The 12,566-nt window shown below is 71.2% G+C and carries 12 protein-coding genes, 1 rRNA gene and 2 riboswitches; of the genes, 1 reads left to right on the top strand and 12 read right to left on the bottom strand.

Going from position 1 to position 12,566, the window contains the following annotated elements:
* A partial coding sequence (gene gcvPA / locus VE546_RS21840; protein ID WP_324924963.1) for an aminomethyl-transferring glycine dehydrogenase subunit GcvPA occupies positions 1-1,652 on the bottom strand: 1,652 nt, incomplete at its 3' end.
* Between the two features lie 63 nt (positions 1,653-1,715).
* A riboswitch (glycine riboswitch) is annotated at positions 1,716-1,835 on the bottom strand.
* 1 nt (position 1,836) lies between these two features.
* Positions 1,837-1,937: riboswitch (glycine riboswitch) on the bottom strand.
* A gap of 154 nt (positions 1,938-2,091) precedes the next feature.
* Between gcvPA and VE546_RS21835 the strand changes: the two genes are divergently transcribed.
* Complete coding sequence (locus tag VE546_RS21835; protein WP_324924961.1) at positions 2,092-2,472, top strand: PRC-barrel domain-containing protein; 381 nt, start codon at positions 2,092-2,094, stop codon at positions 2,470-2,472.
* Here VE546_RS21835 and VE546_RS21830 read toward each other — a convergent pair.
* The 11 genes from VE546_RS21830 to rrf form a co-directional block, all read right to left on the bottom strand.
* Entirely contained in the window at positions 2,385-3,815 is a 1,431-nt protein-coding gene (locus tag VE546_RS21830; protein WP_324924959.1) for a DNA polymerase IV, read from the bottom strand. The genes VE546_RS21835 and VE546_RS21830 overlap by 88 nt on opposite strands.
* An 87-nt stretch (positions 3,816-3,902) precedes the next feature.
* Positions 3,903-4,502, bottom strand: coding sequence for a MerR family transcriptional regulator (locus tag VE546_RS21825; RefSeq protein ID WP_324924957.1), 600 nt, complete (start codon positions 4,500-4,502; stop codon positions 3,903-3,905).
* 186 nt (positions 4,503-4,688) lie between these two features.
* Entirely contained in the window at positions 4,689-5,162 is a 474-nt protein-coding gene (locus VE546_RS21820) for a bifunctional nuclease family protein (protein WP_093658537.1), read from the bottom strand.
* Positions 5,163-5,215: 53 nt separating this feature from the next.
* Complete coding sequence (locus VE546_RS21815) at positions 5,216-5,989, bottom strand: MerR family transcriptional regulator (protein ID WP_324924952.1); 774 nt, start codon at positions 5,987-5,989, stop codon at positions 5,216-5,218.
* Positions 5,990-6,015: 26 nt separating this feature from the next.
* Positions 6,016-6,828, bottom strand: coding sequence for an FHA domain-containing protein (locus VE546_RS21810; protein ID WP_324924965.1), 813 nt, complete (start codon positions 6,826-6,828; stop codon positions 6,016-6,018).
* A gap of 123 nt (positions 6,829-6,951) precedes the next feature.
* Entirely contained in the window at positions 6,952-7,794 is an 843-nt protein-coding gene (locus VE546_RS21805) for a DUF881 domain-containing protein (protein ID WP_324924950.1), read from the bottom strand.
* Between the two features lie 7 nt (positions 7,795-7,801).
* Positions 7,802-8,134: a small basic family protein gene (locus VE546_RS21800; RefSeq protein ID WP_027750352.1), complete on the bottom strand. Its 333-nt coding sequence runs from the start codon at positions 8,132-8,134 to the stop codon at positions 7,802-7,804.
* A complete protein-coding gene (locus tag VE546_RS21795) occupies positions 8,131-9,039 on the bottom strand; it encodes a DUF881 domain-containing protein (RefSeq protein WP_324924946.1) in 909 nt (302 codons plus the stop codon). Before VE546_RS21795 ends, VE546_RS21800 begins: the two co-directional genes overlap by 4 nt.
* A gap of 87 nt (positions 9,040-9,126) precedes the next feature.
* Positions 9,127-11,622, bottom strand: coding sequence for a mannose-1-phosphate guanyltransferase (locus VE546_RS21790; protein ID WP_324924944.1), 2,496 nt, complete (start codon positions 11,620-11,622; stop codon positions 9,127-9,129).
* 107 nt (positions 11,623-11,729) lie between these two features.
* Positions 11,730-12,338: a CDP-alcohol phosphatidyltransferase family protein gene (locus VE546_RS21785; protein ID WP_324924942.1), complete on the bottom strand. Its 609-nt coding sequence runs from the start codon at positions 12,336-12,338 to the stop codon at positions 11,730-11,732.
* Between the two features lie 142 nt (positions 12,339-12,480).
* Positions 12,481-12,566, bottom strand: a 5S ribosomal RNA gene (rrf, locus tag VE546_RS21780); the annotation flags it as partial.

Below are 12,566 nucleotides of genomic sequence, written 5' to 3'. Positions count from 1 at the left end.
GTCACGTAGCCGGCCGCGTCCCGGATCGGCGCGAACGGGTGCAGGTCGGCGAACTCGGGCCAGGTGACCGCCGCCATCTCGGTGGTGGCGTTCAGCTTCATCGTGCACGACCCCAGCGGGATCATGCCCCGGTCCAGCGCGTAGTCCCGGTCGGCGAGCCTGCGCAGGTAGCGCAGCATCGCGGTCTCGGAGCGGTGCTGGTGGAAGACCGGGTGGGTCAGGTAGTCGTCGGTGCGCAGCAGGTCCCCGGGCAGGACGTCGCCGGCGGCGGCGTCCAGCCGGTCGACGTCCTCCGCTCCGGCCGCCACCCCGAAGGCCCGCCACACGGTGGCCAGGTGCGCGCGCCCGGTGGTCTCGTCGCAGGCGATGCCGACGTGGTCGGCATCGGTCAGCCTCAGGTTGATCCCGGCCTCGCGGGCGGCGGCGACGACCTCGGCGGCCCGGCCGGGCACCCGCGCGGTGACGGTGTCGAAGAAGGTGTCGTGCACGACCTCGACCCCGCCCTCCCGCAGTCCGGCCGCCAGGACGGCGGCGTAGCGGTGGGTGCGGCGGGCGATGGCCGCCAGCCCGTCGGGGCCGTGGTAGACGGCGTACATCGCGGCCATCACGGCGAGCAGCACCTGGGCGGTGCAGATGTTGCTGGTGGCCCTCTCGCGGCGGATGTGCTGCTCGCGCGTCTGGAGGGCCAGGCGGTACGCCGTGGCGCCGTCGGCGTCCACCGAGACGCCGACCAGCCGGCCCGGCAGGTTGCGCGCGTACCCCTCCCGTACGGCCATGTATCCGGCGTGCGGTCCGCCGAAGCCCATCGGCACGCCGAAGCGCTGGCTGGTGCCCACCGCGATGTCGGCCCCCAGGGCGCCGGGCGGGGTCAGCAGGGTCAGGGCGAGCAGGTCGGCGGCGACGGTGACGACCGCGCCCAGCTCGTGGGCCCGCTCGATGACGGGACGCAGGTCGCGCACGGCGCCCGAGGCGCCCGGGTACTGCAGCAGGACGCCGAACACCCCGCGCTCGGCGACCTCGGCGGGGATGCCGCCGGACAGGTCGGCGACGACGACCTCGACGCCGGTGGGCTCGGCGCGGGTCTGGATCACGGCGATGGTCTGCGGCAGGCAGTCGGCGTCGACCAGGAACACGCCGCCCTTGACCTTGCCGACGCGCCGGGAGAGCGCCATGGCCTCGGCCGCGGCGGTGCCCTCGTCCAGCAGCGAGGCGCCGGCGGTGGGCAGGCCGGTCAGGTCGGCCACCATCGTCTGGAAGTTCAGCAGCGCCTCCAGGCGCCCCTGGGAGATCTCCGGCTGGTACGGGGTGTAGGCGGTGTACCAGGCCGGGTTCTCCAGGACGTTGCGCATGATGACCGGCGGCGTGAAGGTGCCGTAGTAGCCCAGGCCGATCATGGAGTCCAGCACCTGGTTGCGGGCGGCCAGGGAGCGCAGCTCGGCGAGGACCTCCGCCTCGCTGCGGGCCTCCGGGAGGTTCAGCGCCTCGGTGCTCTTGATCACCTCGGGGACGGCGGCGGCGGTCAGCTCGTCCAGCGATCCGTAGCCGACCTGGGCGAGCATCTTGGCCCGCTCGCCGGCGTCGGGCCCGATGTGGCGTTCCTCGAAGGGGGTGCCCCGCTCCAGCTCGGTGAGGGAGATGCGGTTCTCTGTCATCTGCGGAGGCCTCCTGGTCTGCGCGACCTGCGAGGGCACCACGGCACGGGTGCCCGAACGGCCTCCCCCTCTGTCATCTCGACCTGAGAGCTTCACCGGCCCGTGCCCGCGGCCCGGCTTTCACCGTCGGTGAGGGGGGCTGTGGCGCCGTGCTCCCGCGGCCCGCCCTGCTTTCCAGAGTGACCTCACCCGCGCGGTACGTGAGCCTGAGAGATTCCGGGGAGGGTTTGCTCCTTCGGCGCCTCCGCCGGCGATGCCGTCGGAGGACTCTCCCGCTCGGGGTCAACAGCCACTTCAGAGCCTACCAGCGACCCATGTGGTCGGTCTCGTACCGGTTCGGTTCCGTTGCCGAGTGGCCGATGCACCGAATGTGCCCTTTCGTTGTTTGTAGTGAACGTTTCCGAGCAGGCGATTCTCCGTGCGATGAAGTGGAGGGACCGTGCAGACCGACATCGATCCGCGGCAGCTCATAGGCCTCAAGGCGTTCGACCGCGACGGACAGAAGATAGGCACCGTGGACGAGGTGTACCTCGACGACGCCACCGGAATCCCGGAGTGGGCGGCGGTGCGGACCGGGTTCTTCGGCCGCGACGCCTTCGTCCCGCTGGAGCCCAGCGAGGTGGTGGACGGGGTGCTGCGGGTGCCCTTCGAGCGCTCCCGGGTCAAGGGCGCCCCGGACTTCGGCGTGGGCCGCCACCTCTCCCCCGAGCAGGAGCTCCAGCTCTACCGCCACTACGGACTGGACGTGCCCGTCGCCGGCGCGCCCGCGTCCGACGACGGGATGACCTTCGGACGGATCGCGGGGTCGCCGGAGGGCTGACCGGCCGGCAGCGGAAGCGGGTCGGACGGCTCCAGTTCCGGGTCGTCCACCGGAAAGGTGCGCACCCGGCCCGGCGGTGATCCGGGCTGCTCGAAGCGCACCGTGACCCGCCCCAGGCCGCTGCCCTGGACCCAGCCCGGCCCGTACCGCGCGTGCCGTACGTCCAGGCCGGGAAGCCAGCGCCGTACGGCCTCCACGGCCTCCTCCCCGGTCGTCGGGCCGGCCGCCGCGGGCGGAACCGGCCGCGGCGGCCGGTCGGCGGGAAGCGCGGCGGCCTGGGCGAACAGGTCCTCCTGGGTGAAGTCGGCCAGGCCGCTCACCCCCACTCCCAGCAGCCGCACCCCGGCGGTGGTGTCCACGCCCTCGATCAGCCGGGCGGCGGCCTCCCGGACGACGGCCGGGTCGTCCGTCGGCCCGCGCAGCGTCTCGGAGCGGGTCAGCGTGGAGAAGTCGTAGTTGCGGACCTTGACCACCACCGTGCGTCCGGAGCGTCCCGCCGCCCGCAGCCGCTCGACGCAGCGGTCGGCGAGGCGGGCGATCTCCGCGTGGATCCGGGCGCGGTCGGTGAGGTCGGTGTCGAAGGTGTCCTCGACCGACACGGACTTGGCGTCCCGGTCGGCCACCACCGGCCGCTCGTCGATTCCCTGCGCCATCGCGTACAGCGCCGTACCGTGCGCCCTGCCCAGCAGGCGGACCAGCTCCGCCTCCCCGGCCTCGACGATCTCGCCGACGGTCGCGATCCCGGACCGGCGCAGCGTCTGGGCGGTGGCGGGCCCCACGCCGGGCAGCGTGCGCACCGGCATCGGTGCCAGCAGGGCGCGCTCGGTACCGGGCGGGATCACCACCAGGCCGTCCGGCTTGGCCTGCTCGGAGGCGATCTTGGCAAGCATCTTGGACCCGGCCAGTCCCACCGAGCCGCTGAGCCCGGTGGCGGCCCGGATGTCCCGGCGCAGCCGCGCCCCGACGGCACGGGCGTCCCGGGCCGTCTCCACACCGGCGTCACCCGCCTGGAGGTCCACGAACGCCTCGTCCAGGCTCAGCGGCTCGACCAGTGGCGACAGCTCGCGCAGCAGGCCCATCACCACGTCGCTCACCTGGCGGTAGAGGCCGAAGCGGGGCGTGAGGTAGGCGGCGTTCGGGCACAGCCGCCGGGCCTGGGCCGTGGGCATCGCCGAGTGCACTCCGAAGGGGCGGGCCTCGTACGAGGCGGTGGCGACCACCCCGCGCGGGCCGAGGCCGCCGACGATCACGGGCTTCCCGCGCAGGCTGGGCTTGGCCGCCTGCTCCACGGCGGCGTAGAACGCGTCCATGTCCAGGTGCAGGATCGTCGGAGCCGCTCTCACACCGACGATGCTGCACCATGCCACTGACAGGCGCGACGGCCGTCCCCGGCCCCTGCCGCGGGGCGCCCGGGGACGGCGCCGTCTCCGTCAGCCCGCCCGGTGGCGGCGCCGCGCCAGCTCGTCGGCCGGGTTGTTCCCCACCAGCGTCTCCCCGGTGTCCGCCCGCTCGGCGTGCAGCCGGGACAGGGTGTTCTCGACGTCCCGCCACACCACTCCGACGGCGATCCCGAAGACGCCCTGGCCGCCCTGGAGGAGGTCGACGACCTCGTCGGGCGAGGAGCACTCGTAGACCGTCGCCCCGTCGCTCATCAGCGTCATCTGCGCGAGGTCGCCGAGCCCGCGCGACCGCAGGTGCTTCACGGCCGTGCGGATGTTCTGCAGGGACACCCCCGCGTCCAGGAGCCGCTTGACGATCTTGAGGACGACCACGTCGCGGAAGCTGTACAGCCGCTGGGTGCCGGAGCCGTACGCGGGGCGGATGCTCGGTTCGACCAGCCCCGTACGGGCCCAGTAGTCGAGCTGCCGGTAGGTGATGCCCGCCGCCGCGCACGCCGTGGGGCCGCGGTAGCCGATCTGCTCGGAGGTGGCGTCCCGCGCGGCGGAAGCGGACTGGGCGTGGGACCGTATGGAAGACCCGTGCAACGGATACGGACCGCCCGCCGCCCTGCTGTCGCCGGTGCTTCTCACGCCGACCCTCCGTCCTTCACGTCCCGTGGATATGCCCCGGGACCTGCCCAATCGACGGTAGGCAGTGACCCGGGGCGCGTCAACGATCGCCACACTCGGCACGCCGAGTGATAATCACCCAAGGGGTGGTTTCGCGTGTCCTCGTCACGGGAATGGGTGCCGGAATGGTCTGACGCCATCAGGCGCTCACTGGTTGCTGGTCCCGAAGTCCTCCGGTGAGATCTGGTCGAGGAACTCGCGGAACTTCTCCACCTCGTCCTCCTGCTCGTCCGGGATGGCGATCCCCGCGTCGTCCAGCACACCGTCGCTGCCGTAGATCGGCGTCCCGGTGCGCAGTGCCAGCGCTATGGCGTCGGACGGCCGCGCGCTCACCTCCACGCCACTGGCGAAGACCAGCTCGGCGTAGAAGACGCCTTCCCTCAGGTCGGTGATCCGCACGGCGGTGAGTTCCTGGCCCACCGCTTCCAGAACGTCCTTGAACAGGTCATGGGTCAGCGGGCGGGCGGGCGTCATGCCCTGCTGGGCGAAGGCGATCGCGGTCGCCTCCCCCGGACCGATCCAGATGGGGAGGTAACGGTCGCCTCCCACCTCTCGCAGGAGAACGATCGGTTGGTTGGAAGGCATTTCGACCCGGACACCCACAACGTCGAGCTCGTTCACACAGCAACCCTAGGACGTGCGTGCCCCCTTTGGGTAGTCGAGCGCCCTCCATCTCAGTGGAGCCGCGTCCTCAGCGCCGACTCCACCAGGGCGGCGTGCAGCCTCACCGCCAGCGTCGCCAGTTCCCGCGCGGTCGCCTCGGCGTGCGCCCTGGTCTGCGGGTTCCGGTGCCGCCGCAGCGGCGCGACGACCTGTTCGACCAGGTCCGCCTCCCGCTCGGCCGCCGCCTTGACCATCCGCAGGTGGCGGGGCTCCAGACCGTACCGTCCCAGGTCCGCGACGAGCCGGGCGACGGTGACCGCCTCGGCGTCGTACCCGCCGTCCCGGGCGGGGCCGACCAGGCCGTAGGACTCCCACTCCCGGAGCTGCTCCTCCTCCGCCTCCGCCGCGGCCAGCAGCTCGGCCCTCCCCACGCGCGCCCTCGCGGGAGCGCCGGTCCCCGCGGGGTCCCTGTCGTCCGGGCCGACGGCCGGCGCCGGGATCCCGTCCAGCGGGGCGGCGGACCCCGCCGGGCCGGGCAGCCTGATCTCCTCGCCCCGGTCGAGCGCGTCGAGCTGCTCGCGGATCACCCGCAGCGGCAGGTAGTGGTCACGCTGCAGGCGCAGCACCCGGCTCAGGCGCTCCACGTCCGCCGCACTGAACTTGCGGTAGCCCGAGGGGGTGCGCTGCGGCTCCACGAGCCCCTCGGACTCCAGGAAGCGGATCTTGGAGACGGTCACCTCGGGGAACTCGTCCCGCAGCAGGTTGAGCACGGCGCCGATGCTCATCGGGCCGGATTCAGCGGCGGCGGTGCCCTTGCGGGCACCGCCGGGCCGTGAGTGCAGCATGGGACGTCCCCGAGGCGGTCGGCCGGTCAGACGGTTCGCTTGCTCGCGAAGAAGACCAGCCGGTACTTGCCGATCTGAACCTCGTCACCGTTGTTGAGCGCGACCGAGTCGATCCGCTCGCGGTTGACGTACGTGCCGTTGAGGCTGCCGACGTCCGCGACGGTGAACCGGCCGTCCGGGCCGCGCCGGAACTCCACATGGCGCCGGGAGACGGTCACGTCGTCGAGGAAGATGTCGCTCTGCGGGTGCCGCCCCGCCGTCGTCAGCTCGCTGTCCAGCAGGAAGCGGCTGCCGGAGTTCGGTCCCCTGCGCACCACCAGCAGCGCCGAGCCCATCGGGAGGGCGTCCACCGCCGCCTGGGCCTCGGGGGACAGCGGCGGCGCCGTCTGCCCCGTCATCTCGGCCTCGTAGGCCTCCAGGCCCGAGATCGAGATGGTGGACGTCGTCTCCGAGGCGCGCTCGGACGCGGGGGCGCCACCGCGCAGCGGCGCACCGCAGTTGGAGCAGAACCGGCTCGCCTCGGCGACCCGGCTCCCGCACCTCGCACAGACCGGCACCTCGGAACCTCCACCCGTACCCGGGGCTGATGGTGCCTCGGAACCTATGCGGCCGGACGCGCCCCGGTCAACAGAGACAGGGCCGTGACCACTCGAATTGCCGCCGCCACCGGCAGCGACCTCGTCACGGAAGAGCGGACGCCCCGCGTTCTCGGCGGTCTCGCCGCCCCGCGGTGCACGGTGCCGGGCACCTTCGCCGGCGTCCTGACGCTTGCCGAACAACTTCCCAAGAAAACTCACGGGCGATTCCCCTCGCACGAAACAGACCCGCCCGTGGGGCAGGACAGACCCTCGATGCTCACAGTGGCCGGGCCGGACGTCTTCACAACGTCCCCGGCCATCGGACAGTTTCCCCTACTCGTCGGTCGGCAAGCCCGCCGACCCCCCGGTTTCTCTCGCATCGGCTCACTGTGATGACGACTGAGCGTAGTCAGGCCGCTTCGCCGATCGCAAGGCATCCACGACGATCTTCTCTGAACGGGTTATGGACACGGTGGCCTGCTCCTTCTCCAGGGTTTGGACGACACCGCCCGGGATGTTGAGCGCCGGCTCGATGTCCTGGGGCTTGCCGATGACTTCGAAACGGTACGGCGCGGAGACCTTCCGGCCGTCGATCCTGATGCGGCCGTCGCTGTCCGTGAAGTGGGTGCTCGTCACCACGCGCACGTCGTTGACCTCGATGGCCTCGGCACCCGCGGCACGCAGCTCCTGGATGGTGTCCAGCAGCATGTGCGCCTCCACCAGGCCCGAGGGGTCCTCCACCGTCATCCGGATGCCCGGCCCCTCGGCGGCGACCGTACCCGCCAGCACGCCGAGCTGGCGCGCCCGTTCCTGGGTCTGCCGGCGGGCCTCCTCCGCCTGGTCCGAGCTGTTCTCCAGCTCCGAGCGCTGGTTCTCCAGCTTCCGCTTCTCCTCCTCCAGCCGCTCGGTGCGGCTGTCCAGCTCGTCGAGGATCCGCACCAGGTCCTCCTGCCGCGCGCCCTGCAACGGGTTGTGCTCGCTGGTGGAGCGGACCTGGATGGCGAGCCCCAGTCCGAGGACGAACAGCAGCAGCGCCACGGTGAGTTGGTTGCGGTTCACCCGCGGCGGCCACAGTCCGCGGACCAGCCGCTCGCGTCCGGTCGGCGCCGGCCGCGCCGCGGGCGGCCGGTCGGCGGGGCCGCCGGGACCGGTCTCCGCGGTCTCCGCGGCCTTCCCCCGCCCTTCCGCTTCCTCCGGGCCCCCGCCCGGTGTCCTGTCGTCGCTCATCACTCACTCACGCCCGGAACACGTGCCGCCGGATGGCGGCGGCATTGGAGAAGATGCGGATGCCCAGCACCACCACGACGCCCGTCGACAACTGCGCACCGACGCCCAGCTTGTCGCCGAGGAAGACGATCAGGGCGGCCACCACCACGTTGGACAGGAACGACACCACGAAGACCTTGTCGTCGAAGATGCCGTCCAGCATCGCGCGCAGCCCGCCGAACACGGCGTCCAGCGCCGCCACGACGGCGATCGGCAGATAGGGCTCGACGACCGTCGGCACCACGGGACGGACCACGAGCCCGGCCACGACTCCCACGATGAGACCCAAAACGGCGATCACGATGTGCTGCCCTCTCCTGTCTTCACGGGCTCGGCTGTGCGTACGGTCAGGCTGGGCGCGGCGGGCAGCCTCACCCTGTCCTGCACGGAGATGCTGGTGCGGATGTCGTAGCTGTCCTGCAGCACGTCCAGGTACCGGCCGTCGCTGCTGTCCTGGAACCTGCTGCTCAACCGCTCCCCGTCCCCGACCGCGAGCAGCGTGTACGGCGGCACCAGCGGCTTGTTGTCGACGAGTATGGCGTCACCGGCGGCGCGGATCGCCGACAGGGCCGTCAGGCGCTGGCCGTTGACCGAGATCGCCTCCGCGCCCGACTCCCACAGCCCGTTGACCACACGCTGCAGGTCCCTGTCCCGCACCCGTCCGGTGTCGGCGAAGCTGGTGCTCTGGCGCGGGCCGCCGGTCCCGCCCTGCCCGGCGTCCTCGGCGTCGTCGACGACCAGCTTGACCCCCGGACCCTCGACCGGCACCGCCCCGGCCAGCAGGGCGACCAGCTCGCTCCGGTCGCCGCCGTGCTCCTGCAGGGCCTTGCGCTGCATCGCCGCAACCTCGGAGCGGAGATCGTCCACGCTCCTCTGCAGGCCGTCCGCGTCCCGGCTGCCGTCCTCGATCCGGTCGATCAGTTCCTGCCGCTCCCTGGCGACCGTGGGCGCCTCGTACCGCGCCTGGGCGGCCCCGAGCGTGACCACCAGGGCCGCGAGGACGAGGCCGGCGGCCAGCCCGAGCTTCGCCCGCAGTGTGCGGGGAAGTCCGGACCGGCCCCCGGCGCCCCGGCGGGCCGCCGCTTCCGCGTAGCCGTCGTCGAGGCTGTGCTCCATCACATTGGTCAGCAGCGACATGGAGGCATCGGGTCGCGCAGGCCGTGAAGGGGTACTCCGTACGGGGTGCTGCTGCGACATGCCGCACATCGTCGCACGCCGGAGGCCGTACCGCCGAACGGGGCCTCCACAGCGCCGGACCTCGGCGACCGTGGAGGCCCCGCCGGCCTCGGAGCGTCAGCGTCCGGCGCTGTCGACCACCGCCGACCACTCGTCGAGCAGCGCCTGCGCGGAGGCGTCGTCGGGACCCTCCGCCCACAGGTGCGTGACGGCCTCGGCCGGGTCCGGCAGCACCATGACCCACCGTCCGTCGGGCTCCACCACGCGCACTCCGTCGGTGGTGTCGACGAAACGTTCCCCCGCGGCCTCGACCACCCGCCGCATGACCAGACCCTTGACCGCCCAGGGGGTGGCGAGGTCGCGGCGCAGCACGTGGGCCTGCGGGATGCGGGCGTCGATCTGGCTCAGCGTGAGCTGGGTCCGGGCGACGAGCCCGAGCAGCCGTACGAAGGCGGCCGTGCCGTCGAAGACGCTGCTGAACTCCGGCACGATGAACCCGCCGCGGCCGTCGCCGCCGAAGATGGTGGTGTCGTCGCGGCAGACCCTGGCGAGGTCGTCGGGCGAAGTCGTCGTCCACTCCACCTGGGTGCCGTGGTACGCGGCCACCTGCTCGGCGATGCGGGTCGTGGTCACCGGCAGGGCGACCCGGCCGCTGCGCCGCTCGGCGGCGATCAGGTCGAGCATCACCAGCAGCGCCCGCTGGTCCTCGATGATCCTGCCGCGCTCGTCGACCAGGGAGATCCGTTCGCCCACCGGGTCGAACCGGACACCGAAGGCCGCCCGGGCCGAGGCGACGATCTCCCCCAGCCGTACGAGACCGGAGCGGCGGGTGTCCGCGGTCTCGGTGGGCCGCGACTCGTCGAGGCCGGGGTTGATCGTGAGCGAGTCGACGCCCAGCCGTCCGAGCAGGCTCGGCAGCACCAGCCCGGCGCTGCCGTTGGAGGCGTCCACGACGACCTTGAGACCGGACTCGGCGACACCGGTGGTGTCGACGGCCCGCAGCAGCGTCCCCGTGTAGGAGTCGAACACGCTCGCCGGGAAGCTCAGGTCACCGATCTCGCCGGGAAACGCCCTGCGGTACTCCTGGCGGGCGTAGACGCGGTCGAGCTTGCGCTGCCCCGCCTGGGAGAGGTCGGCGCCCCGCTCGTCGAAGAACATGATGTCGACGGAGTCGGGGATGCCGGGCGTCGTACGGATCATGATGCCGCCCGCACTGCCCCGCGCGGTCTGCTGCCGGGCCACGGGCAGCGGCACGTTCTCCAGGTCGCGCACGTCGATGGCGCTGGCCTGGAGGGCCGAGATCACCGCGCGCTTGAGGGCCCGCGCGCCCCGGGAGTGGTCGCGGGCCGTGGTGACGGTCGAGCCCTTCTTCAGCGTGGTGGCGTACGCCCCGGCGAGCCGTACGGCCAGCTCCGGCGTGATCTCCACGTTGAGGATGCCGGAGACGCCGCGGGCGCCGAACAGGTGGGCCTGACCGCGCGACTCCCAGATGACGGACGTGTTGACGAACGCGCCCGCCTCGACGGTCTTGAAGGGGTAGACGCGGACGTTGCCCTGGACGATGGACTCCTCACCGACCAGGCACTCGTCACCGATGACCGCTCCGTCCTCGATCCGGGCGGCGCGCATCACGTCGGTGTTCTTGCCGATGACGCAGCCGCGGAGGTTGGACTGCGGGCCGATGTAAACGTTGTCGTGGACCACTGCCCGGTGCAGGAAGGCACCGCTCTTGACGACCACGTTGGAGCCGATGACCGTGTGCTCCCGGAGCTCGGCGCCGGCCTCCACCTTGGCGTAGTCGCCGATGTACAGCGGTCCGCGCAGCACGGCGTCGGGATGGACCTCGGCGCCCTCGGCGATCCAGACGCCCGGGGAGATCTCGAAGCCGTCGATGTCGACGTCGACCTTCCCCTCGAGGACGTCGGCCTGGGCCTTCACATAGCTCTCGTGGGTGCCGACGTCCTCCCAGTAGCCCTCGGCGACATAGCCGTAGATCGGCTTGCCCTCCTTCATGAGCTGCGGGAAGACGTCACCCGACCAGTCCACGGGGACATCGGGGTCGACGTAGTCGAAGACCTCCGGCTCCATGACGTAGATGCCGGTGTTGACGGTGTCGGAGAACACCTGCCCCCAGGTGGGCTTCTCCAGGAAACGCTCGACCTTCCCGTCGTCGTCGACGATGGTGATGCCGAACTCCAGCGGGTTCGGCACCCGGGTGAGGCACACGGTCACGAGCGCCCCGCGCTCGCGGTGGAAATTGATGAGCTGGGTCAGGTCGAAGTCGGTGAGGGCATCGCCGGAAATGACGAGGAAAGAGTCGTCCTTGAGGGCTTCCTCCGCGTTTTTGACACTGCCGGCGGTACCGAGCGGCTTTTCCTCATGGGCGTAGGTGAGCTCCATGCCGAGCTCCTCGCCGTCACCGAAGTAGTTCTTGACCAGGGAGGCCAGGAACTGTACGGTCACCACGGTCTCGGTGAGACCATGCCGCTTGAGCAGCCTCAGCACGTGCTCCATGATGGGCCTGTTGGCCACCGGCAGCAGTGGCTTCGGCATGCTCGCGGTCATCGGGCGAAGGCGAGTGCCTTCGCCACCGGCCATTACAACGGCCTTCATGTCGGAAGCGTCCTCCTTGAAGAGACGACATTCATGCCGACCCGCCCCACGGGAAGACCCGCGAATCCCTGGAGGGCTAACCGGCCCGCGGCTCAGACAGCCGGGGCCTAGTCGACAGTGGCGTCCGCCTTGACGAGTCGGCGGACTTGGATCACGTAGAGGATCCCTGCCCACCAGTACAGAGTTGTACCCCAGCCTGCGAACGCCCATCCGAAAATAGCAGCGAGTGACGGAATCCACCCGCTGCCGTCACTGAGCAGCAGCAACGGGAAGGCGTACATCAGGTTGAACGTGGCGGCTTTCCCGAGGAAGTTGACCTGGGGAGGTGCGTATCCGTGCCGGTCGAGGACCCAGACCGCCACCAGCAGCATGAGTTCGCGTGCCAGGAGCAGTCCGGTCAACCAGAGCGGGAGGATGTCCCGCCATGTCAGTCCGACGAGGGTGGAGAGGATGTACAGCCGGTCGGCCGCCGGGTCGAGGATGCGGCCCAGTCCGCTGATCTGGTTCCACCGCCGGGCGAGTTTGCCGTCCAGGTAGTCGCTGACACCGCTGAGTGCGAGCACGAGCAGGGCCCAGCCGTCGGCGTTCGGGCCACCGAATTCCGGCCAGAGGATCAGCCACAGGAAGACCGGCACTCCGATGAGCCGGGCCATGCTGAGGATGTTGGGGATGGTGAGGACACGGTCCGTCTGGACGCGTGTCTCCTGAACCTCCACCCGGCACCTCCCGTGAGTCCATACCGATGATGCCCCCTGACCTTACCCGTAGCGCGAGGCGACGGCCGGAAGGGGGTCCTTGGCTCAGAAATGCGAAAAGCCCCGTCGGGTCGTGACCCGACGGGGCTTTCCTGCACATTTTGTTCGGCGGCGTCCTACTCTCCCACACGGTCCCCCGTGCAGTACCATCGGCGCTGAAGAGCTTAGCTTCCGGGTTCGGAATGTAAC

Origin of the sequence: Streptomyces sp. (assembly GCF_035644915.1) — a bacterium.
Lineage (GTDB): Bacteria > Actinomycetota > Actinomycetes > Streptomycetales > Streptomycetaceae > Streptomyces.
Note: the sequence above shows the minus strand (reverse complement) of the source record. Positions and strands in the feature narration are given on the sequence as shown.

What these genes read in the sequence shown, in the direction of transcription:
- VE546_RS21815 (WP_324924952.1), bottom strand. Translation starts at nt 5,989, where the DNA reads ATGCTGCACTCACGGCCCGGCGGTGCCCGCAAGGGCACCGCCGCCGCT.
- VE546_RS21805 (WP_324924950.1), bottom strand. Translation starts at nt 7,794, where the DNA reads ATGAGCGACGACAGGACACCGGGCGGGGGCCCGGAGGAAGCGGAAGGG.
- VE546_RS21795 (WP_324924946.1), bottom strand. Translation starts at nt 9,039, where the DNA reads ATGTGCGGCATGTCGCAGCAGCACCCCGTACGGAGTACCCCTTCACGG.
- VE546_RS21790 (WP_324924944.1), bottom strand. Translation starts at nt 11,622, where the DNA reads ATGAAGGCCGTTGTAATGGCCGGTGGCGAAGGCACTCGCCTTCGCCCG.